Below are 24,232 nucleotides of genomic sequence, written 5' to 3' on the forward strand. Positions count from 1 at the left end.
CTATGGGACGTGTGGGACAGGTGAGACCCCGCAGGACGAAGTCCGAGGAGGCTCACCGCCCGCCCCATGGAAAGCGAACTGTTTCCCGGAGCCCCTAAACGCACACAAACATCTCGAAACTGAGTCTTACATAATCCTGCCATATACTTGAACAACTTATTTACCAACATGGACTATCAAATTGATTGTGAAAAGGTAGACAAATATAGGCGAAAGAAACAAATAATCCATGTATATCTCAATATCTTTCATCCATTACCGTGGACCTGCATACGATAGAGTAATACTCGATTAGGAGGGAATTACATGGATGAAGAGATGAGTTTCGTAATCGCCGAAGACGACTGGTCCCTCCATCGGAAAGGCTACGACGATCAGCGGCGACATCAAGAAAAAGTGAAGGATGCGATGAGCAAGCAGTTACCTGATCTCATTACTGAAGAAAATATTGTGATGTCGAATGGAAAGCGTGTCGTTAAGATTCCAATACGTTCGCTTGATGAATATAAGATCCGTTATAATCACGAGAAGAATAAGCATGCAGGACAAGGTGAAGGAGATAGTGAAGTCGGAGATGTCGTTGCTCAAGCGCCGCAGCAATCGAAAGGTAAGCCTGGCGATGGAGATGGAGCCGGTGATCAAGCTGGCGAAGATTATTATGAGGCAGAGATTTCATTAGCAGAGTTAGAGGAAGCCTTGTTTAAGGAATTGACCTTACCGAATTTGGATGAGAAGGAAAAAGACAATATCATTCACACAGATATAGAGTTCAGCGATATCCGAAAGACAGGGTTGACTGGAAACATTGACAAGAAGAGGACGATGCTCGAAGCGTACAAACGAAACGCTCTGGGCGGTGAAGCTTCATTTGCACCCATTTATCCAGAGGATATTCGCTTCAAAACGTGGAATGAGAAAACCAAGCCTGAGTCAAAAGCTGTCGTTATTGCAATGATGGATACAAGTGGTTCCATGGGGCAATGGGAAAAATATATGGCCAGAAGTTTCTTTTTCTGGATGACCAGGTTCCTGAACCGGAATTATGAAACAGTAGAAATTGAATTTGTTGCGCACCACACCCAGGCAAAAGTCGTCAGTGAGGATGATTTCTTTTCCAAAGGAGAGAGTGGAGGCACGATCTGCTCCTCAGCTTATCGCAAGGCATTAGAATTGATTGAGACGAAGTATTCGCCGGAACGTTACAACATTTATCCGTTCCATTTCTCAGATGGTGACAACTTAACTTCCGATAATAAACGATGCCTGGGATTGATCGAACAGCTCATTGAAGTTTCACAGATGTTCGGTTATGGAGAAGTAAACCAATACAACCGTTCCTCAAGTTTGATGCAGGCCTATAAATCAATCGATCACCCGAAATTCCGCTATTACATTTTGAGAAGAAAAGCAGATGTGTTTCATGCGATGAAACAATTCTTCAGTGAACAAGTAGAAGAGATGCTAAGCTGATGTTGCAAAGAAGAAGCCAAGTAACATCTTGTTGCTTGGCCTTTTTTGTGTTTTCAAAAGGTGGACGAGTGTTTTATTGCTTACACTCAATCTTTCATTGTTATAATGTGTATATATAGAAAATAAAAGGGAGTATCGTTTATGATTCAGGAAATCTTAGAGTCCAATCAATTCATCATGCTGATGGCTCTATTACTTATTGTAAGTATCATCGTTACAAAATTCTCTTCCAGGCTTGGGGTTCCTTCTCTTGTTTTGTTTATTGCCGTTGGAATGCTCGTGGGGAATGATGGACTTGGGTTCATTTACTTTGATAACCCTGAAATAGCTCAGTTGATCGGTGTCATCGCCTTAATTGTCATTTTGTTCGAAGGTGGTATGCTGACGAAGTGGAAAGATATAAGGCCTGTGGTGGCTCCATCGATTACCTTAGCAACAGTTGGAGTCGTGCTTACGACATCCATCGTTGCCTTAGCTGCTAAATTCATTTTACATATCGGTTGGTTTGAAGCTTTCCTTGTCGGTTCCATTGTGGGGTCTACAGATGCGGCTGCCGTATTTGCCGTTCTCAAAGGTAAAAACGTTCGACCTAAGCTTGAGGCCACACTTGAAGCTGAGTCCGGTACCAACGATCCAATGGCCGTGTTTTTAACGATTGCCTTCATACAATTGCTCACAATTGATCAGGTCAATCTATTTGGTTTGGTGGGGTCTTTCTTTTGGCAAATGGGGGCCGGGCTGGTGGTAGGGGCTGGGATTGGTTATTTAGCAAGTTTATCGCTAAACCGGATTAATCTTGATTCCAGTGGACTCTATCCTTTGTTCGCCTTAGGTTTCGCCTTTTTATCATACAGTTCAAGTTCACTTCTTCAAGCCAGTGGTCTTTTAGCTGTATATGTAACAGCTGTGGTCATTGGAAATGCTGAACTGGCGTATCGTTATTCTATCTTGCGTTTCCATGAAGGATTTGGTTGGATGGCGCAAATCCTTATGTTTATTATTCTAGGATTATTCGTTTCTCCAACAGAAGTCTTCACTTGGCCCGTTATGGTAGATGGTCTGTTAATAGCCCTTGTGCTCATCTTCATTGCGAGGCCTGTAGCCACGCTTTTAAGCCTGGCCGGTTTTTCCTTTACGATGAAGGAAGTGTACTTTTTATCCTGGGCTGGTTTGCGCGGTGCTGTACCCATCGTCCTTGCCATCTTCCCAATGCTCGCAGGAATTCAGAACAGCCAGCTCATCTTCAACGTTGTTTTCTTTACTGTCCTGACTTCAGCTCTTGTACAAGGCTCTTCCATCACATGGATCGCTGAACGTTTCAAACTTGTTTCCGATAAGCTTGGAAATCCGATTCATTCTCTTGAGTTGATTTCCATCGGAAAAGCAAATGTTGAAATGATTGAGTTTGATGTAACGGAAAGGAATATTGTTGTTGGCCAGACTTTAGAGGATATGGAATTGCCTGATCGAGCATTAATCAATGCAATCATTCGTGACGGGGATGTGATTACCCCCTATGGTCAAACAGAAATCAAAGCCGGAGATACGCTGTATATCCTTGTAGCGAGAAAAAATAAAAAAGAAGTGAAGAAGCTGCTTGAGGCGATTAAAGAAGAGGAAGCAGAACACGAAAAAAGCCGAGCTTAAGGCAGCTCGGCTTTTTTCGTAGCAGCTATGATATTTTGGGCGTTTCACTATGATATGAAGAATACAGTTATTATTATAGGTAAGACAGGCGGGTTTGTAAACCTTTTCTAGAAAAAACATGTAATTTTTACTAGAGAAACAAGGGAAATCCAATATGGAATTGTACGTTCGACAATCTTCCTATACAATAAGAATCACCAAGGAGGGATGTACGGTGAACAAACGTATAGGTTTTATCGGCTGTGGCCAAATGGGGCAGGCGATGATTCAGGGCATGATTGATGCAGGCCTTGTGAAGGCGAGTGATATCGCTGCGACGGCTTTATCCGATGAAACGATTGACTTTGTGACGGATGAATACGGGATTAACATTTCCAATGAAAATAAACGAGTGGCAAGAGAAAGTGATCTGCTTTTCTTGGCGGTGAAACCTTATGTGTATCAAGGAGTCGTCCAGGAAATTAAGGATGAAGTACCCGAGGATACAGTGGTTGTCACCATTGCTGCCGGCATCACACTTGATGCTATGAAAGAAGCCTTTGGTCGCAATGTGAAAGTGATTCGTTCTATGCCGAACACCCCTTCGCTTGTCGGAGCAGGCATGAGTGTTTTGTGTCCGAACGATTTCGTGACAAAAGAAGAATTAGCAGAAGTAATGGAAGTGTTTGAAAGCTTTGGAGAAGCTGAAATCGTAGAAGAAAAGTTGATGGATGCGGTTCCGGCCGTCAGCGGATCTTCACCGGCTTTTATCTACATGCTCATTGAGGCCATGGCAGATGCAGCTGTCCAACAAGGCTTCCCTAGAGACAAAGCCTATAAAATGGTATCCCAGTCTGTCCAAGGGGCGGCTCAGATGGTCAAAGAGACCGGTCGTCACCCTGGTGAACTGAAGGATGCCGTCTGCACCCCAGGCGGTACAACCATTGCAGGTGTAACGAAGCTTGAAGAAGCTGGATTCAGAAATGCGATTATTCAAGGTATGACAGCTTGTACAGAGAAGTCCAAAGCATTATCAGAAGGAAAAAAATAAAGGGATGGCCGGGCTGTTACGTCCGGCTTCTTTTATAAATAATGAAACATTTCGATCAGTCAATCGTAATCATACACAGGGGGTGGAAGAATGGAACAGCAACCGACACAGAGAATATCACAGCGTGCGCTGACGTTGTGGCGCATTTACGGATGGATCCAAGTAGGAATCATACTTTTGTTGACAATCGGTCTAACCGTCACCGTTTTCCTATGGGATTGGCCATGGTGGATTGTCTTGATTGGGCTTGGCATCGCTTTACTAGAAGTGCTTTCATTTGTCTGGCTCGTGCCAAGTTTACGTTGGAAAAGGTGGAGGTATGATGTCACTGAGACAGAGATCGACTTGCAGTACGGATTATTTATCGTGACACGAACGCTGGTACCTATGGTCAGAGTTCAACACGTCGATACAGAACAGGGGCCATTACTCAGGAAATTCCGTTTATCCACCATCAGCATTTCTACGGCTGCGACGGTACATAAAATCCCGGCATTGGATGAGCAGGAAGCCGAGCGTCTACGTCAGTCCATCTCTTCCTTAGCAAGGGTGGCGGAAGATGATGTTTGAACCAAAAAGACTTCACCCGATTTCAGCTATCATCAACTTCGTGAAGACGTTGAAAGATGCGGCTTTGCCATTGATCATTGTGCTCGTCTTAAATGGAAATATATTCAGTGGAGAAGTGGAGTGGATCCCACTGCTCATATGGATCGGTGTCCTGCTCCTGGTTTTGGGGTCAGGGATCATTCGCTGGCTGCGCTTTACATACCGTATGGAAGAGGGAGAGCTGAGAATTGAATATGGGCTTATTTTCCGTAAAAAGAGGTATATCCCTATCGATCGAATCCAGAGTCTTGATTTCTCGGAGGGTATTTTTCACCGTCCTTTGAATCTCGTAAAGGTTTCGGTTGAGACGGCTGGATCAACAGGGAATGAAAAAGCAGAGGCTGAACTGACAGCGATCCGAAGAGAAGAAGCAGATTCCTTGGAGGAAGCCATTTTCCAGGAAAAGAAACGAAGAAACGGGAGACAGGATGACGAAACTTGGGATACTGAAGAAGTCCAAGCAGAGATGGAAGAACCGAAGCGTGAAAAGGTCTATGCCATGTCCATGAAGGAAATCGTGATGATGGCCATTACATCTGGAGGAGCGGGAGTAGTCATCTCCGGGGTAGCTGTCTTCTTCTCACAATTCATGGACCTTTTACCTGTAGGGACGATCTACAATGAAATCCTTGATTGGATTCAAATAGGTGTGCTGGTCATCGCCTTTACCGCTCTTGTCATATTATTAGTCGCTTATGGGATATCCATAGTGATGACGATTCTAAGGTATGCGAACTTTTCTGTTTTTATTGATGAAGATGATTTAATCATCACCCGTGGATGGCTGGAGAAAAAGCAGATGACCATACCATTGAATCGGATTCAGGGCATTCGAATGGAAGAAAACTTAATTCGGCAGCCATTAGGATACGCTTCCGTCACGTTGATCAGTGCAGGGGGCTCGGTATTGAAAAATGATGAGCATCAGTTACGCCTGCTGCCAATGATCAAAAAGGCAGAAGTGGGGGAGATTTTGAAAAAGGTACTTCCTGATTATGATGTTGTGGATGATTTCCATCAACCACCTAAGCGATCGTTATTCCGTTATATTCTGCGTCATTCATGGTTCGGCTTCTTAGCGTCGATACCCATCAGCATTTTCTTTTTCCCTTATGGTCTATTATCCATTGTGGCGGGGTGCTTCTTAGCCGTACTCGGCTGGCTTGCCTTCCATGATGCAGGTTGGAATATTCTTGGAGATCAGCTGACCTTACGATCAAGAGGAATTATCAAACAGACGTACTTGATGAAAAAGTACCGCATCCAGGCGTCTTATGAAAAACAGACGTATTTTCAAAAAAGGGCGCACCTCTCAAGCATAGAGGTCATGTTGACATCGGGAGGAGGCAGGTCGCTCGCCTCCTGCTACTACCTTGAGAAAAAGGATACGGAAGAAATGATGGAATGGTATAGAATCAAGAGAGCAGGTGAAAAACCGTCTGAAGAATGATTTCTCGGACGGTTTTTTTATGTCAATTTAATAAAAACGAACATTTTTATTGTATCTATTGATTTTTGTTCGTGAAAATAATATTATAATACACGTTGTAATTCTTATTGAAAGTTTGGTGTTTCCAAATGTTAAACAAATGGTTCCGGTTAAATGAAAATCATACAAATGTTAAAACAGAGCTGCTTGCAGGAGTGACGACCTTTCTGACAATGGTCTATATCGTTGTCGTTAACCCGGCAATTCTTTCTAGCGCTGGGGTGCCATTCGATCAAGTGTTCATGGCGACGATCATTGCAGCGGTCGTAGGTACGTTGATTATGGCATTTGCCGCCAATTACCCCATCGCCATTGCACCTGGTATGGGATTGAACGCATATTTCGTCACAGAAGTCGTCCAACAGGATGTCAGTTATTCCGTTATTCTTGGAGCTGTTTTTGTTTCTGGTATATTATTTGTTCTCCTTAGTCTGACAAGCTTACGTAAAACGTTGATTACAGCGATTCCTCCTTCGTTGAAATATGGAATCACATCAGGAATTGGTTTATTTATAGCCTTTCTGGGGTTAAGAATGTCAGGAATCATCGTGCCTAGTGAAGAGACCCTGGTTACGCTTGGTGACTTGACGGCAAAAGGTCCATTATTAACTGTATTCGGACTCTTCTTCACGTTGGTCCTCATTGCGAGAAACGTGACGGGAGGATTGTTTATCGGCATGTTTGTAACAGGCATCATTGGCTTTTTCACAGGCCAGCTTCAGCTTGATGGCTTCATCGATGCCCCGCCGGCTCCTGTTTTCTGGGACATGGATCTTGGAGCGGTATTCAGCAATGGTCTTTATACGGTGATTTTCGCTTTCCTTCTTGTCACGATTTTTGACACAACAGGAACGATGATCGGTGTTGCAGAACAAGCAGGTTTTATCCGCAAAGATGGAAGCCTGCCGAGAGCACGGGCCGCTTTAATGGCCGATGCATCAGCAACAACTGTCGGTGCTATGTTCGGAACGAGTCCTTCATCCGCTTACATTGAATCTTCTTCAGGGGTAGCAGCTGGAGGGCGGACAGGCTTAACCACAATGGTCGTTGCGCTATTGTTTATTCTATCCATGTTTTTTGCACCTGTCGTTGGAGCGGTTTCCGGCTTACCAGCTATTACAGCTCCTGTATTGATCATTGTCGGTTGCTTTATGATGGGTGGTCTTGCAAAGGTGAACTGGGGTAGTTTCGATGATGCTTTCCCAGCCTTCATCATTATCCTTTCCATGCCACTCACATCCAGTATTGCAACAGGGATTTCTTTCGGATTTATCACATACCCTTTATTGAAGCTCGTAACGGGTAAAGGAAAAGAAGTGCACTGGATGTTGTATATGTTCGCGGTTATTTTCATATTACAAATGGTCTTTTTCCCAGGACATTAACCCCACCAAATCCTATGGCTATCAGCCATAGGATTTTTTCTATGTTATTAAAGAAACTGGCAGTATTGTTGAAGACTTGATTTCGAGACGTTTGTGGGAGTATAGGGCTCCGGGAAAAGGTTCGCTTTCCGTGGGCGAGTGATGAGCCTCCTCGAGCTAACGCTCTGCGGGGTCTCATCTACCACGCACTTCCCACAGGAGTCTCACCGTTTCCCTCCGCCCCTTTACCATATGAGGTTCTCGAAATCGCTCTTAAAGCACCCTGCCTAGTTCTGTGTAAAATCCTCCTTAACCCGCGTCGATATAGGATTCTTAACCATAAAAGCTCCTATTACTGGGAGGTAGTTTCGAGAATCTCTTCCGGCAAGTGGGAGGAGGGGAATGGGGAGACTCCTGCGGGATAAAAGTGCTTGGTGAGACCCCACAGGACGGAGTCCGAGGAGGCTCACCGCGCTCCCGCGGAAAGCGAGCCATTCCCCGCAGCCCCCATCCACTCAACAAAAGTCTCGAACTGATTCTTCCACAATCGGGAGCGTTAGTGGGAGAGAGATTTTAGGGGGAGGAATAGGATTTGGTTGGTATATTCCTTTTTATCCGTGGCAAATTAAGGTTAGGTGATGCAAATATGGGAATCTTTACGCGATTCTTCAGGAATAACCGTGACAAATTAGCAGACCGTCATATGTCTGAACCTTCAAATGAGAAAGAAAGACCGAGCTCAAAGAAACTGTCAGAAAACGTGAAATATATTTTAGATGCTTTTCATCAATCCAATGATTTGAAGATCCGCGTATTGAAAAAAGGAGATGCGGCTCTTTTATATTTTGAATCCTTAGCTGAACACGAAAAAATTCATGAGAAAATTTTTGCACCCATCGAAATGGGACACACAGAAGACGTTTTCCATCTTCCTAATGCAAAACAGACGAATGACTTAGAAGAAGTTGTTCGTACACTTTTACGTGGACATGCCATTTATATGGAAGAAGGAAAAAAAGAAATTTCACAGTTCAGTGTGACTTCTTCATTTGGCCGGACGCCAGAGGAACCACAAAACGAGAGGGTAGTCCGCGGGGCTCACGATGGATTTGTCGAAAACATGATGACAAACATTAATCTTGTCCGAAAAAGAGTGGAGCATAGGGACTTAACAATAAAGTATTTTAAGTTAGGTAAGAAAACAAACACGAATGTAGCTGTTGTTTACATGGATGGAATTGCTGATCCTATGATTGTCCAAGAGATTGAAACAAGGTTACATTCCCTTGATTCGGATATGATTCACAGCCCGGGGCATATCGAAGAATTTATAGAAGATAAGTCGAACTCACCTTTTCCTCAGATGTTGAATACCGAGCGTCCTGATAGAGTAGCGGCGAACCTGGTGGAAGGAAGAGTAGCCATCATGGCGGAAGGAAGTCCTACCACCCTCATTGCACCAGCGACTTTTTTTATGTTTTATCAGGCTCCAGATGACTATAACATGCGCTGGTTCACAGGGACGTTTGTACGACTAATTCGTTTATTCAGTTTTATCATAGCTGTCACATTACCTGCTTTTTATATTGCTGTGGTCAGCTTTCATTTTGAGGTCATTCCGGATGAACTGATTATTCCTGTTAAAGCATCGATCAATGAGATTGCCTATCCTCCGATACTGGAGGCTCTTGTGATGGTTATCATCATTGAACTGATTAGAGAAGCGGGGATTCGTCTCCCGGCGCCAATCGGTCAGACAATCGGGATCGTGGGAGGTCTCGTCATTGGTGACGCCGTAGTCCGCGCAGGGCTTGTTTCCAATTTAATGGTCATCGTAGTTGCTTTGACCGCCATTGCATCCTTTGTCGTTCCTTCCAATGAATTGAGTACAGCTCTTCGGTTGTTAACTTTTCCACTAATCATACTCGCAGGTACGATCGGTTTTATAGGGATCGTATTTGGAATGTTGTTTATCATCATTCACTTGACCCGGCTACAATCTTTTGGTGTCCCTTACTTTGCTCCACTTGCTCCATTGAGTCTGGTTGATTTAAAAGATACGTTTGTCCGTTTGCCCATGTATATGATGAAGCTTAGACCGAAGGATGCTCATGCAGTTAAACCTATAGCTTTGAACCCTTCAAGGGAGTGGAAGAACCGTGATGAACAGAACCAATCAAAGCAAGGAAGCGGGGGAAATGACCAACCCTCCTCAACAGATGACACAACAAAATGAACAAAAGCTGTCGCAAAGGCAGTTTTTCTTTATAATTGTTCAAACTCAAATCGGTGTCGGTGTGCTTTCTGTTCCATATGAACTTCATAGTGTAGCCAAGCAGGATAGTTGGATATCCCTGTTATTAGGAGCGGTAGCGATTCAAGTTCTTCTTGTAGGAATCTGGTTCGTTGCAAAGAACTTCCCGCATGATACGTTGTTTACTATGAACGATAAAATGTTTACGAAATGGGTAGGAAGGCCGCTTTCCATCTTATATATTTTTTATTTTATCGGCGTAGGTACGTTAATCATTTTATTGTTTTCCCGAATGATCAGTATATGGGTCTTACCGAACACCCCATTGTGGGTTATGGCTCTCTTAATGGTTACGGTTTGCATGTACATGGTTGGTGGTGGGCTGCTTGTACTTGGCCGGTTATACACGATGCTCTCTTTCCTACTGGTTTTTCTACTGTGCCTCATTATTTTTTCAACAAAGGAAACACATATTATGTACTTGTTCCCAATGTTGGAAACAGGGTGGGGGAAAATATTTGCTGGAATTAACAAAGCCATTTTTTCTTTTTTTGGCTTTATCGTTTCCCTTGTTATTTTTTCAAAAGTGGAAGGGACAAACAAACAAAAGTTGAAAACGATTGTGATGGCCCACTGGTTTGTTACGCTTTTCTATTTGTTTACGGTTTTTGCGAGCTTTACCTTTTTCAGCACGAGTGAACTTCCATTAGTTCCTGAACCTGTGCTATATATGTTGAAGACATTTTCACTCCCGATCATTGCACGTATCGATTTGTTTTTCATATCGATTTGGGTCATTAATGTGGCAACCTCTTTTGCTACCTACCTTTATTTATCGAGTTTAGGTCTTTCCGATTTATTTAAAAGACATTCGCAAAACCAATGGATCGTTGTCGTTGGTATCTGCGTATTTTCCATAAGTATATATATTGGTTTAGATATGTCAAAAATTGAAACTTTCAATAAGGTAGTTACCTATTCTGGTTACATTTTTTCTCTCACTCTTCCGCTGATTATGGTTCCTGTCAGTTATTTGAGAAAGAAAAAAGATAAGGGGGGGGCATCATGAAAAAATATTTAATAGCTGGTATAGTGAGTCTCTTGTTCCTTACTGGGTGCTGGGATGAAAGACAGTTTAAAAACGTCAAACTAGTCCTTTCTTTGGGCTTTGACCAAGGGGAAGAAGGACAAATTATACAAACGGTCTCCATCCCTTCTGTTAGTAGAGCTACCGAAGGTCCGGGAAGTGAAAGTCTACAAATATTATCAACTTCAGCACACACTCCTTTACAAGCAAGGGGGAAGATTGACCGAATGATACCGGAATCATACGATCCAGCTAAAGTGAAAGTAATTGTTTTAGGAGAAGACCTTGCGAAACAAGACATCTATCCTATCCTTGACGACATGTATCGCAATCCAAGAAGTAACTTGAATGCTTACCTTGCAGTAGTAGAAGAAGGGACGGCCCAGGATGTTATAAGTATGAATCATACTGGGGCGACAAGAATCAGTAACTATATCAGCGGGTTGCTGGAGGCTGCGGTTTCGTCCACTCATGCAACTGGTGAAAACCTTCAACTTCTCTGTGCGGAATTATTGGAACCGGGAATCGATTTTTCTATCCCGCTACTTAAAATAGAAGATGATGGAAATTTACTCACTTTCAGCGGTATGGGGTTGTTCCATGACAAAACTTATACAGGAGAAAAAATCGGAGCAGAACAAACGACACTGTATATGCTGTTGCAAGGGGAAAAGGGAAGAGTCGCCCGTTTGACTAAAAAGATTGATGATCATGGGAAAGATGAAATCCTGGATTATATCACGGTGAGTGTAGCGGAAAATGATCGAAAGATGAAAATAGAAAATAAAGATGGAGAAATTGCTGTAACCATTAATCTTGATATGAAAGTGAAAATCGTGGAATACCCTTCCGATCATTTATATGTGAAAGGTAGAATTGAGGAAATTGGCAAGAAGCTGTCCAAGAAACTTACTGATGAGTCTGTAGACATTATCAGTCAGGTCCAGGAAGCGAACAGTGATGTATTCGGGATTGGAAGAAGAGTGAAAGCTTATCATCCGGAAGTCTGGAAGGAATTAGACTGGAGGGAAGAATTTCCGGAAATATCGATTGAGCCTAAAGTTAAGGTAGAAATTATCCAGCACGGGATCATTAATTAAAATTTTTTCCTCCTATGTGAAACCTTTTTGGGATTCATCTCGTCTCTATATTAGAAACATAGAAATGACGGGGGAAAGCAGTGTGTGGAAAAGGTTTGGTGTTTTAATTTTCTTGTTGTTTATGATCAGTGCTTGTAGTAGTAAAACCCACGCGGTCCCTAGTGGATACCATTCTTATAATATGGAAAAGGTGTCTTCGGCCGTTGAACAATTGGAGTTTCAGCCAGATCTTCCTGAGTATATCCCTGTACCGATGATAAGTGTCGTTTCAGACATTTATCAGGATGAAGGTACAGAATTGATGGACTTGAGTTTTTATACACCGGATAATGATCTGTTGACCATTAAATTTTCCCAAGAGGAAATCGATACTCCGTGGATCGCTCCGGAAGAGCTTTCCATCCTCGACAATATAGACGGATTTTATGAAGATAACCGTTTTTCCAAAAAGTTGACCTGGGAAAAAGATGGAGTAACTTACTTAATGACTTACCGCGCCAGTGTGGCGTCTGAAGCAGGTAATGAACAGAGTGTGACACGACAACAATTGGTTGAAGTGGCCCGCTCGTTTCATTCATAAAATGATTATACCTCCCCTATGGTATAGCACCCACCGACTGACCACCGGTGGGTGCGTTTTTAATTCCTAAACTTTTCCTCTACATACATAATTTTATTAGTAAGAGCCACACTACATCTGACACTAAATAAAGGAGTGAGAGCACTTGAAAGTATGGATGTGGTTAGGCGCTATCATTTTTGCTGCGGTGTTGTTTGTGCAAACCCCTCAAATGACTCATGCAGCAACGGATACTTACACAGTTAAGAGTGGGGATACATTATGGAAGATCTCGAAAAAATACAAAATTGGTTTGAGTGAAATCATCAATGCAAACCCACAGTTCAACAACCCTGATCTGATTTATCCAGGAGACAGGGTGACAATTCCTCTGAAAGGGGATATCAAATCAGTCGAAAGCCAAGTGATTGACTTGACGAACCAAGAAAGAGCGAAAAATGGTCTTCCTGCACTGAAAGCCAATTGGCAGTTATCACGCGTGGCAAGGTACAAGTCCAGAGATATGGCGAATAAAAATTATTTTTCCCATACATCTCCTACCTATGGGTCCCCATTTGATATGATGAGAGACTTCAATGTTTCTTACAATCGCGCTGCAGAAAACATTGCGGCTGGACAACGAACGCCACAGGAAGTGGTCAATGGATGGATGAACAGCCCGGGACATAGAAAGAACATTCTAGATCCAAATTTGACACAAATCGGCGTAGGTTATGCACAAGGTGGAAGTTACGGTCACTATTGGACACAAATGTTTATTACGCAATAAATGGAAGGACTGTCGTTCTTAGAAGATGCGGCAGTCCTTTTGTTGTGGCCTTTACAATTATTCCAAATTTGAGTATGATGAGTAGAGTGTTTGATAATGATTATCAATAACAATGGAGGTTTTACATATGAAGAAAAGTATAGTTTCGTTATTTATGCTCGTCCTTGTACTTGTTTTAAGTGCATGTGGAGGATCTTCTGAAGACCAAACTTCAGAAGATCCACAGGCTGACAGCGGTGAAACAGCGGAAGATACACGTGTCATTGAACATGAAATGGGAGAGACTGAAATTACAGGTCAGCCTGAGAAAGTCGTTGCTCTGGAGTTTTCCTTTGTTGACAACCTTGCCTCTTTAGGGGTTTCACCTGTCGGCATCGCAGACGATGATGATTCAGAACGCATCATCGAACCAATCCGTGAAAAAATCGGTGATTATACTTCTGTAGGTACGAGGAAGCAGCCTTCCTTAGAAGTGATCAGCTCCCTGCAACCTGATTTGATTATTGCAGACATGAAAAGACACAAAGATATTTATGATCAGTTGTCTGACATTGCTCCGACGATCATTCTTCCTTCTCTAGCCGCTGATTATGAAGGGATCATTTCAAGCTTTGAAACGGTTTCAAAAGCGATGGGAATGGAAGAAAAAGGGGATGAAGTATTAGCTGACCATGAAGCGAAAATGGAAGAACTTCGTGCTCAGGTCCCTGAAGATGAAGAACGCACAGTCCTTCCTGCAGTCGTAGCGGATAGTGGGTACTTCGCTCACAATATGGAATCCTACACCGGTTCACTTTTAGAATCCATCGGTTTAAAAAACGCGATCCAGAGTGGTGACGAACGCTACAATAAAATCAACTTGGAACAGGTCGTTGAATTCAATCCAGATGTGATGTTCCATATGGTGGCTGGAGATCAAACGGTCGTTGATGAATGGGAAAGCAATGACTTGTATCAGAATATTTCAGCAGTGGAAAATGGAGAAGTTCACGAAGTGGATCGTAATATGTGGTCCCGTTTCCGAGGATTAATTTCATCTGAGAAAATTCTAGAGGACGCTATCAACTATTTATATGAGGAATAATTCTTTAAAGAGCGGAGGGGAGGCCCTTCGCTCTTTCCTTTTTACCAGGGGACGCTTTCCTATTGTTTGTGATATGGTGAAAAGAGTATATAGATAGGAGAATTCAAGTGCAGCATTTATCTGAGCAATCATCCGTAGTCAAGTATAAAATGGTCCTTATCTTCTTGTTAGGTATTCTTGTCCTTATTGCGAGCTTTATCGCAAGTTTAAGCATTGGTGCCTATGCCATTTCGTTTGCCGATGTATTGAAACTTTTGTTTTCCCCTGATGAAGGGAAAGCCGCCTCCATCATTCATACAATCCGCTTACCGAGGGCTCTTGTAGGAATCATTGTCGGCGCATGTTTAGCTATTGCCGGGGGAATTATGCAAGCCATTACGAACAACCCTTTAGCCTCACCTCAAGTGTTTGGAGTCAATGCAGGGGCTTCGTTAATGGTGGTCGCCGGGGTTGTACTCTTTCCAGGGCTTGGTTCTTCAACGCTCGTATATTTCGCATTCTTAGGTGCGGCTGTCGGAGGGGCGATTGTCTATTCTCTTTCTTCAACAGGGGGCGGTATGACACCAGTAAAATTGGCTTTGGCAGGAATTACTGTCCACCTGTTTCTATCCTCTTTAATCGAAGGAATCGTCCTTTTTCATGAAACATCAACCGAAGATGTTCTTTTTTGGCTTGCCGGCGGCATCGATGGTCGTAACTGGGCCGATGTCCGGTTAATGATCCCGTGGTCACTGACTGGCCTCATCGGCGCATTATTTCTAGGCAAAGGACTAACGATTCTTGGGTTAGGTGACGATGTCGCGAGAGGATTGGGACAGAAAATTGGATGGATCCGGGCTTCATCAGCCATTTTAGTCATTCTATTAGCCGGTATTTCTGTAGCGGTTGCTGGTCCAATCGGTTTCATAGGTTTGATCATACCGAATATTGTACGAAAGCTCATGGGGTCCGATTATCGACTGGTACTTCCGCTGTCAGCCGTCTTTGGTGCGGCATTATTAACGATCTCTGATGTGCTGTCAAGGTTCATTTCATTTCCTGCAGAATCTCCGGTGGGTATCGTAACGGCATTACTCGGAGCCCCATTTTTCTTATATTTGGCTAGCAAGGGAGGACGAGCAGCATGAGCTTGAAAAAGATGCATCCAATGACGATTATTATTTCCCTTACTCTACTCGTCTTATTAGGAGCTTTTCTTTCGATTGGTGTCGGCGCTGTTTGGATTCCGCCTGGTTCCATATTCAACTATTTTGTTGGAGTGGATGCAGGGGGCAGTGGCTATATCATCGAGAATTTCCGATTGCCGCGAATTATTATGAGCTTGTTGGTAGGAGCTGGATTGGGGATATCTGGAGCAGTATTACAAGGAATTATTCGTAACCCGCTGGCTTCACCTGATGTCATTGGGATTACCAAGGGAGCTGGATTTGCAGCCGTCGCTGTAATTATCCTCTTTCCTTCTTTGCCTGTCATCGGTCTTCCGATTGCTGCGTTCATAGGAGCGGGTCTGGTCACAATCGGCCTTTATATCTTCGCTTTTAAAAGGGGCGTGCAGCCAGCGACACTTGCTCTTGTGGGTATTGCGTTAGGAGCGATTTGTCAGGCGGGAATTCAGTTCTTGACGGTAAAATTTCCGTTGGAAACGAATGCAGCGCTCGTCTGGTTGACGGGTAGTTTATGGGGGAAAGATTGGACAGATGTGTGGATGCTGCTGCCTTGGATTGTGATTGTTGTCCCCATCACATTTTTCCTGGCTCCAAAACTTGATGTACTTAGTCTTGGAGACGATGTCGCAGAAGGGCTCGGAGAACCTGTCAGAAAAGCAAGGTTGTTATTATTGATCATAGCGGTTATTCTTGCAGGTGCCTCTGTAGCTGTTGTCGGCACACTCGGATTCGTCGGGTTAATTGCGCCACATATTGCGAGGCAATTGGTAGGGAACAAGCATATCTATCTGCTACCTGTTTCAGCGCTTACGGGAACGCTACTCTTAATGGTTGCTGACAATCTGGGCCGCGGCTTGTTTCCACCTACAGAAGTCCCAGCAGGAATTTTTACTGCTGTTATTGGAGCCCCGTACTTTTTGTTCTTATTGAGAAAAATGCAAAAGTCATAGAAAAAGAAACGTCAAAGGCGTTTCTTTTTCTATGTGTACAAGTGTATACCCATATGACAAAATTTTATTAAGATCCTTAAAAGAGGATAAACCCTTAGAAATAAAGGCATATTAGAGCATAGGATAACTAGCATGTCATGATTTGTTATTTATTACATACAAATAAACCTTGCATGACGTCTGACAACCTGATAAAATCCATAGTGGAATTACTTGATGTAAGCATTTTCATAAATACTTTATTTACCAATTAGGGGAGGACTTATTGTGGGTATTCTTTTAGGAATTCTTGCTGTCGCGATCATTCTTGGAATCGCTTTTCTGATGTCCAATGATCGTAAGAACATCAACTATAAAGGTATAGCTGTCATGCTTGTCGTTCAGTTACTAATAACGGCGTTCATGTTCAACACGACCATCGGTAAAATCATTATTGATGGGATTTCCGCTGGTTTCAACAAATTGATTGAGTTCGGTTCTGTAGGTGTTGATTTCGTATTAGGTGGCGTAGAAGTAGGAGAGAACGGAGTGTTTTTCTTCAACGTTCTATTGATCATCATTTTCTTTGCAACCATTCTTTCTGTCCTAACATATCTAAAGATTTTGCCATTCATTATTAAGTATCTAGGTTGGGGACTTTCGAAAATTACCGGTTTGCCGAAAGTTGAATCATTCAACGCGGTCAACAGTATTTTCTTCGGTCAATCAGAAGCATTGATTGCTATCAAATCGCAGTTCCACAACTTAAATGACAACCGTTTGTACATTGTCAGTGCTTCCGCTATGGGATCTGTATCTGCATCCATCGTAGGTGCGTACCTTGGAATGCTGCCTAGTCAATATATCCTTGTGGCTCTTCCATTAAACATGTTTAGTGCTTTGATCGTTTCATCCATCATCGCACCGGTTAAAGTTTCTAAGGAAGATGACAAAGTGGATATTCAAGATGTATCCAACGCGAAAAGCTTTTTCGAAGCAATGGGGAACGGTGCACTTGATGGTGGTAAAATCGCCCTGATCGTTGCTTCCATGCTAATTGCCTTTATCGCATCACTTGAACTTGTGAACTGGTTGTTCGGAGCTGTATTCAACGGATTTACGCTTCAAGAGCTACTTGGTTATATCATTGCACCAATCGGTTTGCTGATGGGTATTCCAGCTGCTGAAGTCGTCGATGCTGGTGCGATCATGGGTACGAAAATCGTAACGAACGAATTCGTAGCGATGCTTGAATTCTCTAACATGCTTGACAGTGTGTCTGAGAAAACAGTTGGTATTGTAACGGTCTTCCTTACAAGTTTCGCTAACTTCTCCTCTATCGGTATCATAGCTGGTACTGTTCAAGGTATTGATGCGGAAAAAGGTGGACGAGTATCTGGTTTCGGTATGAAACTTCTTATCGGTGCGACTCTAGGTTCTATGCTTTCTGCAACGATTGCAGGATTATTCCTATAAAGTGCCGAAAAGTCTGAATGGAGGGTTTCCTCTATTCAGGCTTTTTTTGTTTTTTAACATCCTTGCGATATATCCCCGTATAAGGAAATAGGAAAAGCCGCAGATTCTATTTCAAAGGAGAGAGGTTCATGGATCGTTATAAGCTCTATATTAATGGAGAATGGATAGACACCAATGATCAACTGGACGTATTGAACAAATACACACAGGAAACCTTTGCACAGGTGGCTAGAGCGTCTGAGAAAGAGGTGGATGCAGCCATTGAAGCAGCGACGCATGCCTATAAGAAGCATGCCATGTCTCCTTATGAACGCTTTGAAATATTGAAAAGAGTGAGTGAACTATTGAAAGAAAACCAAGAGGACATGGCAAAAGCTATTACGATGGAAGCTGGCAAGCCGATCAAACAAGCGTTAACCGAATTGAATCGGGCAGCACAGACCTTTGAATTGGCCGCAGAAGAAGCGAAGCGGATTCATGGGGAAGGTGTTCCGGTAGAGGCAGCACCAGGGTCTGAAAACCGTATGGCTTTTACCATCAAGGTCCCAGTCGGAGTTGTCGGAGCTATCAGCCCGTTCAATTTCCCTGTTAACCTTGTCGCACATAAAATCGCACCCGCTATAGCGGCAGGGAACGCGGTGGTCTTGAAGCCTGCAAGTAAGACCCCGATTTCTGCACTGAAATTAGCCGGATTGTTCGAAAAAGCAGGACTCCCGAAAGGTTTTCTTAATGTGGTTGTTGGGTCTGGATCCACGGTGGGGAATCAAATGATGAAGGATGAACGAATCAACCTGTACACGTTTACAGGAAGTGCAGAAGTCGGGTTGAAGTTAAAACAAAATACAGGACTGAACAAACTCGTCCTGGAGCTCGGAAATAACTCACCAGTCATTATCGATAAAGAAGCGGACTTGGACGCCGCTGCAGAAAACGTAGCCGCTAAAAGTTACGCCTTTGCCGGGCAGGTTTGTATTTCTGTCCAGCGATTGTATGTACACGAAGATGTACGTGAAGAATTCCAGGAAAAGTTCATTCAGGCAATTGAAAAGTTGAATGTAGGCGATCCGAACGATCCAAATACCGATGTCGGTCCTATGATCAGCGAGGAAGAAGCCGAACGTGCCGAACAATGGGTGGAGGAGGCGAAGGAAGCAGGAGCCCAAGTCTTCCATGGCGGCAATCGTGAGGCTGCTTTATTTCACCCTACGGTTTTAACAAATGTGAAACCTGAGATGAAAGTCGTCTGTGAAGAAATATTCGCTCCCGTTGTGAGTATTATTCCATTTTCTGACCTTTCATCATGTATCGAGGAAGTGAATGGTTCCCCCTATGGTCTCCAAGGTGGTATATTCACACAAAATATCGATACCGCTTTTTATGCAGCAAGAAATGTGGAAGTTGGGGGCTTAATGGTCAATGATTCCTCCCAATATCGTGTCGACCTCATGCCTTATGGTGGTGTGAAAGATAGTGGATGGGGCAAAGAAGGCCCGAAATACACCATCGATGACATGACAGAAGAACGCTTAATCGTCCTTAACTTAAACCATTAACCATCAATAATAAATCAAAAAGAAGCGTCCATCCTCAGGACGCTTCTTTTCATATCCAAGATATGCTCCCTATTCTTGAAGACTCAGTTTCGAGAATTTTGTTGAGTGGATGGGGCTGCGGGGAATAGCCAGCTTTCCGCGGGAGCGCGGTGAGCCTCCTCGAGCTTCGCTCTGTGGGGTCTCACCAAGCACTTTTTTCCCGCAGGAGTCTCGCCATGCCCCTCCGTCCCTTTGCCATTTCAGTGTCTCGAGACTACTTCCACAAACAGCAGAGTTTGCAAGATGTGTCGAAATGAAGAAGTCTGAGGCCTTCCCATTGAAATGCTGTTACTTCGCGCTTTATGACAACTGGACAAGGAGGTTGGAAGAGGCTTCTTCTAAGTGTAGGGGTTGCTTCGCAGCCACCCCTGACGCTCAGCTCAGCAACGAACCCCAAAACATCTCGAAATCGAGTATTAAACAATCCTGCCAGATTGTTTAATAATAGTTTCTAGGAAGCGGAGCTTATTTGGGTGTTTATTTTTTGGATGTACAGCATACGGATGAGGAGCGTGATGGCTCCTGCGGTCAGGCCGATCGTTAAGCTTAACCAGTATCCGTAAGGCCCGAGGGGCGTATAGTTCGCAAGCCAGTACCCACTCGGCAAGCCTATGCCCCAGTAAGAAATGAATGCCATGACAAGCGTAATGTTCACATCTTTATAGCCGCGGAGAATACCCTGGAGAGGTGCTCCGAATCCATCAGACAGCTGAAAAAAGATGGCATAGATAATGAAATTCTTAGTCAATTCAATCACTCTGTCATCTGTACTGTAGAGTCTTGCAATCGTATCATCAAACAAAAATAAAATCAGACCTGCAAAAACACTCATTATTACAGCCGAAGCAATTCCTAAATAAGAATACGCTCTAGCTTCCTTGTGTCTTTCTGCCCCGACTTCGAATCCAACGGCAATTGTAAGCGCGAAGGCGATACTCAAAGGAACCATATAGAGAAGAGAGGCGAAATTGATGGCTGCCTGGTGAGCGGCAATCGTATTCGTGTCGTAAGCCGTCATGAAAAATGTTACGGCCGCGAAAATACTCGTTTCAAAAAAGATCGCAAAACCGATGGGAATGCCGATTTTCAATTGTGCCCACCACTCTTTCCATTCAGGCGAAATCCATGATTGGAAAATCTTATAGGTTTTTAGTGGGCGGAGTTTGTGAATGATGGTAACAATAATAACTAATGATACCCAATAGGTAAGAGCTGAAGCTACTCCTGCTCCGATTCCTCCGAGTTCAGGGGCACCCAATCGACCGAAAATGAACATATAATTGAAAAGAATATTGATGGGCAGTGTCATCAGTATGACAGCCATTGAAACTTTGGTTTGTCCCAGAGCATCAACAAATGACCGAAGGATGTTGAAAACAAATAAGGGTACGATTCCTATTCCCAGTGTCACTAAGTAATATTTCGCTACATGCCGGACCTCGGGAGTGATGTCTAGTACAGACAAGATCGGATCCAATAAAAAGAATCCGATCGTTCCTATCCCCCCGGCCAAAACGATGGATAAATAAATTCCTTGTTTGACGGAATATGAAATTTCATTTTCTTTCTTTGCCCCTTTTAGTTGGGCAACAATTGGGGAAATAGCCATGAGGATGCCATTCAATCCTGTAAATACAGGCATCCAAATACTTGACCCTATCGCTACTCCTGCCAGTTGGTCAGGCCCAGATTGACCAGCCATAATGGTATCGAAAAAATTCATGAGGTACATTCCGATTTGTGTGATCAGGATAGGAATGAGGATGACGCAGAACAATTTTATTTTTTCTTTTAATGTCTTTGTTTCATACATAGGCCACACTCTTTTCTGGTACAATTCTCTTTAGAGGAATACGAGGATTATAGCATAGTAACACATCCAGACCTACTTAAGAAGCTCTCTGAAAGGACGTTGATTAACATATGAGTCAGAAACGGATTTTATTTACAGGTGGAGGAACAGCGGGACATGTCATTGTGAACCTTGCGCTGATTCCAGAATTCCAGAAACAAGGATACACCGTCGATTACATCGGATCCTACAGTGGGATTGAAAGAAAATTGATCGAGCCTTTAGATGGAGTCACCTACCATGGCATCTCAACAGGAAAGCTGAGGAGATACATGTCAAAGGAAAACTTCAAGGATCCTTTCAAGGTGTTGAAAGGATTAGCTCAATCTCTTCGCATCATTCAGAAAAGGAAGCCTCAAGTTATTTTTTCAAAAGGGGGGTTTGTCTCCGTACCGGTCGTCATGGCGGCCCGTTTGAAAAGTGTTCCGACAGTCATTCATGAATCGGATTATACGCCAGGTCTAGCCAATAAACTCTCCTTCCCCTTTGCGAAAAAAATCTTGGCCACTTTTCCAGAGACCATGAACCACCTGCCAGAAGGAAAAGGCGAATATATCGGGGCCGTTGTCCGGGAAGAGCTGTTTGAAGGAGAGCGCTCTAAAGGCTTAGCCTTGTGTGAATTCCACAAACAGAAACCTGTAGTGATGGTGATGGGAGGTAGTACAGGATCGAAAAGAATCAATGATGCGATTCGCGACAATTTAGATGAATTGCTTCAGGAAGTTCAGATCGTTCATATTTGTGGGCACGGGCACAAAGATACGTCTATCAACAAGCGTGGTTATGCCCAGTTCGAATATGTTCAGGATGAGCTGAAGGATTTGTTTGCTGCTACAGACTATATCGTCTCGAGAGCAGGATCAAATGCGATCTTTGAATTCTTAGCTTTGAAAAAACCCATGCTTCTCATTCCTTTATCAAGAAAAGCGAGCCGTGGAGACCAGATTTTGAACGCAGACTCTTTTGTTAAACAGGGATACGCGCTAAAAAGAGAGGAAGAAGAACTCACAAATGAAACATTATTGAATGATCTCCGTCAACTGATTGACAATCGTGACCAGATTCTTGAATCCATGCAGAGCTATCAAAGTGAACGGACGAAAGAAAAAGTAATGGAAATCATTCAAAGTCATGAAAGAAGAAAGTGAGGTATCTTCCATCCGTTGAGGAGGGATGGTTGCATCTATTTTCCATTTTTATGAAGAAATTAACACTTTCCCTTTTAAGTCATTTGGATAAAGGGAATAGGAAAGGGAACAAATCCATTTACTAAGAACGATGATTGCGAATCATCGACTTAGAAGAGGAGAGGCTGAATGATGAAGGCATCTATAGAAGCCAATATCAGACATCCGAGAGAACTGAGAGATGTCCGACGGAAATATTCACCATATCTGGCCAAATACTATGGGAACGATCAACTTCTTGTGGACGCATCCATTACCGAAGCTGTATGGAATGCATGGGTCCATGGCCACCATGAGAGGACGGATTATCCCGTTTTGTTAAAAATTCACTTTCTTCATTCACGATTGGTCGTCAGAGTCTATGATCATGGAGACGGTTTTAACTGGAGACCTTATCAAGTGGCAGGTGATGTGAAGCACTGGTTTCCAAGTGTGGAAGATTTGGAGAAGAGTGGACGTGGAATTACGTTAATGTTTAGAGTTATGGATATTTTGCGATATAATGAAAAGGGCAACGAGTGTTTGCTAATGAAAAAATATCTCAATCAGGAGTAGATTTCGTGAACACAAACATCTGTCGGTATTGTTATAAAAAAATTCAGGACCGTGACGAGCTTGTGACAGCATCCAACTGGTTCCGAATACGTCCTTATCATTATCGTTGTTTCGAACTTTTAGAGCAGGATACGAAAACAATCGCAGGAGCCTGGACACCTATCAACGGAAGAGTAGGACTTGTAACTGTTTTTCTCATGCTTGTTCTGGCGATCGTTCTTCTTTTTACCAATCTTCTCGGGGGGATTGGGGATTTGGTAGGATTTCTGGCCTTATATCCTGTGCTTTTGCGTATTCTTTCCTTCTTTATATTTGAGATGCATCTGCCGAAATATTTGGAAAACAAAAAAAGACCCTAAGATGACTTTTCAATAGCAGTTTAGTTTAGGTGTACGCACAAACAAGGCGCACACTTAAACTAAACTGCTTTTCATTTATCTTCATTATATGGCAGGATTGTGGAAGACTCAGTTTCGAGACTTTCTGGGGTTCGTTTGCCGTGTTAAGCGTTAGGGGGTGGCTGGGAAGTAGCTTTCCTTTGGTGATTGAGGCAAGCCTGTTTCGCACTGCAGGGTCTCCCCAGCCAATCCTTTCCCGCGGGAGTCTCGCAACTTCCCAAGCACCTAATTTGAGAGATGAGATAAACGAACCCACGTACACGAATGGAGGGTCTTCCATGACCACTGCTTCCTAGTTGAGAAGCGCTCTATAGCAAGCTTTAGAATACAAATGACTAGCTTGTTTAAAAGTTTAATTCACCAACTACCAATACGCTGGAAAGCTGCTTATTCTGGAAGTAGTTTCGAGATACTCTTTTGGACAAGGGGCGGAGGGAAACGGTGAGACTCCTATGAGACGTGTGGGACAGCTGAGACCCCGGAAGGCGTAGCCTGAGGCTCAGCGCCCGCCCCATGGAAAGCGAACTGTTTCCCGGAGCCCCAAAACTCCCACAAACATCTCGAAACTGAGTCTTCCACAATCGGGAGTTTAAA

20 protein-coding genes are annotated in these 24,232 nt (G+C 43.4%); 19 read left to right on the forward strand and 1 reads right to left on the reverse strand.

What is annotated here, in order from left to right; translation table 11 throughout:
* Positions 1-306: 306 nt before the first annotated feature.
* From yhbH to BLS23_RS13450, 16 genes are all read left to right on the forward strand, one after another.
* Entirely contained in the window at positions 307-1,470 is a 1,164-nt protein-coding gene (gene yhbH, locus BLS23_RS13375; RefSeq protein WP_089653080.1) for a sporulation protein YhbH, read from the forward strand.
* Between the two features lie 141 nt (positions 1,471-1,611).
* A complete protein-coding gene (locus BLS23_RS13380; protein ID WP_089653082.1) occupies positions 1,612-3,117 on the forward strand; it encodes a potassium/proton antiporter in 1,506 nt (501 codons plus the stop codon).
* A 214-nt stretch (positions 3,118-3,331) separates the two neighbouring features.
* Entirely contained in the window at positions 3,332-4,147 is an 816-nt protein-coding gene (gene proC / locus BLS23_RS13385) for a pyrroline-5-carboxylate reductase (RefSeq protein WP_089653083.1), read from the forward strand.
* Between the two features lie 90 nt (positions 4,148-4,237).
* Complete coding sequence (locus BLS23_RS13390; protein WP_089653085.1) at positions 4,238-4,717, forward strand: PH domain-containing protein; 480 nt, start codon at positions 4,238-4,240, stop codon at positions 4,715-4,717.
* Positions 4,707-6,206 (forward strand): PH domain-containing protein, encoded by a 1,500-nt coding sequence (locus BLS23_RS13395; protein WP_089653087.1) that lies wholly within the window; start codon positions 4,707-4,709, stop codon positions 6,204-6,206. Before BLS23_RS13390 ends, BLS23_RS13395 begins: the two co-directional genes overlap by 11 nt.
* A gap of 128 nt (positions 6,207-6,334) precedes the next feature.
* Positions 6,335-7,630: an NCS2 family permease gene (locus BLS23_RS13400; RefSeq protein ID WP_089653088.1), complete on the forward strand. Its 1,296-nt coding sequence runs from the start codon at positions 6,335-6,337 to the stop codon at positions 7,628-7,630.
* A gap of 625 nt (positions 7,631-8,255) precedes the next feature.
* Positions 8,256-9,845 carry a spore germination protein gene (locus BLS23_RS13405; protein WP_089653248.1) on the forward strand — a complete coding sequence of 530 codons (1,590 nt, stop codon included), beginning with the start codon at positions 8,256-8,258 and terminating at the stop codon, positions 9,843-9,845.
* Positions 9,772-10,932 carry a GerAB/ArcD/ProY family transporter gene (locus BLS23_RS13410; RefSeq protein WP_089653090.1) on the forward strand — a complete coding sequence of 387 codons (1,161 nt, stop codon included), beginning with the start codon at positions 9,772-9,774 and terminating at the stop codon, positions 10,930-10,932. The genes BLS23_RS13405 and BLS23_RS13410 overlap by 74 nt, the downstream gene beginning before the upstream one ends.
* Complete coding sequence (locus BLS23_RS13415) at positions 10,929-12,050, forward strand: Ger(x)C family spore germination protein (RefSeq protein ID WP_089653091.1); 1,122 nt, start codon at positions 10,929-10,931, stop codon at positions 12,048-12,050. Before BLS23_RS13410 ends, BLS23_RS13415 begins: the two co-directional genes overlap by 4 nt.
* A gap of 82 nt (positions 12,051-12,132) precedes the next feature.
* The gene (locus BLS23_RS13420) at positions 12,133-12,630 is read left to right on the forward strand and encodes a hypothetical protein (protein ID WP_089653092.1); all 498 of its coding nucleotides are present in this window, start codon (positions 12,133-12,135) and stop codon (positions 12,628-12,630) included.
* Between the two features lie 157 nt (positions 12,631-12,787).
* Positions 12,788-13,399 carry a SafA/ExsA family spore coat assembly protein gene (safA, locus tag BLS23_RS13425; RefSeq protein WP_089653250.1) on the forward strand — a complete coding sequence of 204 codons (612 nt, stop codon included), beginning with the start codon at positions 12,788-12,790 and terminating at the stop codon, positions 13,397-13,399.
* A 127-nt stretch (positions 13,400-13,526) separates the two neighbouring features.
* Positions 13,527-14,483 carry an ABC transporter substrate-binding protein gene (locus BLS23_RS13430; protein ID WP_089653094.1) on the forward strand — a complete coding sequence of 319 codons (957 nt, stop codon included), beginning with the start codon at positions 13,527-13,529 and terminating at the stop codon, positions 14,481-14,483.
* Positions 14,484-14,632: 149 nt separating this feature from the next.
* A complete protein-coding gene (locus tag BLS23_RS13435) occupies positions 14,633-15,610 on the forward strand; it encodes a FecCD family ABC transporter permease (protein WP_089653254.1) in 978 nt (325 codons plus the stop codon).
* Positions 15,607-16,599, forward strand: coding sequence for a FecCD family ABC transporter permease (locus BLS23_RS13440; RefSeq protein WP_167356088.1), 993 nt, complete (start codon positions 15,607-15,609; stop codon positions 16,597-16,599). Before BLS23_RS13435 ends, BLS23_RS13440 begins: the two co-directional genes overlap by 4 nt.
* A gap of 267 nt (positions 16,600-16,866) precedes the next feature.
* Entirely contained in the window at positions 16,867-18,054 is a 1,188-nt protein-coding gene (locus tag BLS23_RS13445; RefSeq protein ID WP_089653096.1) for a NupC/NupG family nucleoside CNT transporter, read from the forward strand.
* Between the two features lie 128 nt (positions 18,055-18,182).
* Complete coding sequence (locus BLS23_RS13450; protein WP_089653098.1) at positions 18,183-19,607, forward strand: aldehyde dehydrogenase family protein; 1,425 nt, start codon at positions 18,183-18,185, stop codon at positions 19,605-19,607.
* A gap of 490 nt (positions 19,608-20,097) precedes the next feature.
* On the opposite strand, the gene BLS23_RS13455 is transcribed toward BLS23_RS13450, so the two are convergent.
* The gene (locus BLS23_RS13455) at positions 20,098-21,459 is read right to left on the reverse strand and encodes an MATE family efflux transporter (RefSeq protein ID WP_089653100.1); all 1,362 of its coding nucleotides are present in this window, start codon (positions 21,457-21,459) and stop codon (positions 20,098-20,100) included.
* A gap of 110 nt (positions 21,460-21,569) precedes the next feature.
* Between BLS23_RS13455 and BLS23_RS13460 the strand changes: the two genes are divergently transcribed.
* From BLS23_RS13460 to BLS23_RS13470, 3 genes are all read left to right on the forward strand, one after another.
* Positions 21,570-22,646, forward strand: a complete 1,077-nt coding sequence (locus BLS23_RS13460) for an undecaprenyldiphospho-muramoylpentapeptide beta-N-acetylglucosaminyltransferase (protein WP_089653102.1) — start codon at positions 21,570-21,572, stop codon at positions 22,644-22,646.
* Positions 22,647-22,814: 168 nt separating this feature from the next.
* Complete coding sequence (locus tag BLS23_RS13465) at positions 22,815-23,240, forward strand: ATP-binding protein (protein WP_089653104.1); 426 nt, start codon at positions 22,815-22,817, stop codon at positions 23,238-23,240.
* A gap of 5 nt (positions 23,241-23,245) precedes the next feature.
* A complete protein-coding gene (locus BLS23_RS13470) occupies positions 23,246-23,599 on the forward strand; it encodes a hypothetical protein (RefSeq protein ID WP_089653106.1) in 354 nt (117 codons plus the stop codon).
* The last annotated feature ends 633 nt before the right edge of the window (positions 23,600-24,232 follow it).

Origin of the sequence: Halobacillus aidingensis, assembly GCF_900104185.1 — a bacterium.
Lineage (GTDB): Bacteria > Bacillota > Bacilli > Bacillales > Halobacillaceae > Halobacillus > Halobacillus aidingensis.

What these genes read in the sequence shown, in the direction of transcription:
- yhbH (WP_089653080.1), top strand. Translation starts at nt 307, where the DNA reads ATGGATGAAGAGATGAGTTTCGTAATCGCCGAAGACGACTGGTCCCTC.
- BLS23_RS13380 (WP_089653082.1), top strand. Translation starts at nt 1,612, where the DNA reads ATGATTCAGGAAATCTTAGAGTCCAATCAATTCATCATGCTGATGGCT.
- BLS23_RS13390 (WP_089653085.1), top strand. Translation starts at nt 4,238, where the DNA reads ATGGAACAGCAACCGACACAGAGAATATCACAGCGTGCGCTGACGTTG.
- BLS23_RS13395 (WP_089653087.1), top strand. Translation starts at nt 4,707, where the DNA reads ATGATGTTTGAACCAAAAAGACTTCACCCGATTTCAGCTATCATCAAC.
- BLS23_RS13400 (WP_089653088.1), top strand. Translation starts at nt 6,335, where the DNA reads ATGTTAAACAAATGGTTCCGGTTAAATGAAAATCATACAAATGTTAAA.
- BLS23_RS13405 (WP_089653248.1), top strand. Translation starts at nt 8,256, where the DNA reads ATGGGAATCTTTACGCGATTCTTCAGGAATAACCGTGACAAATTAGCA.
- BLS23_RS13410 (WP_089653090.1), top strand. Translation starts at nt 9,772, where the DNA reads ATGAACAGAACCAATCAAAGCAAGGAAGCGGGGGAAATGACCAACCCT.
- BLS23_RS13415 (WP_089653091.1), top strand. Translation starts at nt 10,929, where the DNA reads ATGAAAAAATATTTAATAGCTGGTATAGTGAGTCTCTTGTTCCTTACT.
- safA (WP_089653250.1), top strand. Translation starts at nt 12,788, where the DNA reads ATGTGGTTAGGCGCTATCATTTTTGCTGCGGTGTTGTTTGTGCAAACC.
- BLS23_RS13430 (WP_089653094.1), top strand. Translation starts at nt 13,527, where the DNA reads ATGAAGAAAAGTATAGTTTCGTTATTTATGCTCGTCCTTGTACTTGTT.
- BLS23_RS13435 (WP_089653254.1), top strand. Translation starts at nt 14,633, where the DNA reads ATGGTCCTTATCTTCTTGTTAGGTATTCTTGTCCTTATTGCGAGCTTT.
- BLS23_RS13440 (WP_167356088.1), top strand. Translation starts at nt 15,607, where the DNA reads ATGAGCTTGAAAAAGATGCATCCAATGACGATTATTATTTCCCTTACT.
- BLS23_RS13450 (WP_089653098.1), top strand. Translation starts at nt 18,183, where the DNA reads ATGGATCGTTATAAGCTCTATATTAATGGAGAATGGATAGACACCAAT.
- BLS23_RS13455 (WP_089653100.1), bottom strand. Translation starts at nt 21,459, where the DNA reads ATGTATGAAACAAAGACATTAAAAGAAAAAATAAAATTGTTCTGCGTC.
- BLS23_RS13460 (WP_089653102.1), top strand. Translation starts at nt 21,570, where the DNA reads ATGAGTCAGAAACGGATTTTATTTACAGGTGGAGGAACAGCGGGACAT.
- BLS23_RS13465 (WP_089653104.1), top strand. Translation starts at nt 22,815, where the DNA reads ATGATGAAGGCATCTATAGAAGCCAATATCAGACATCCGAGAGAACTG.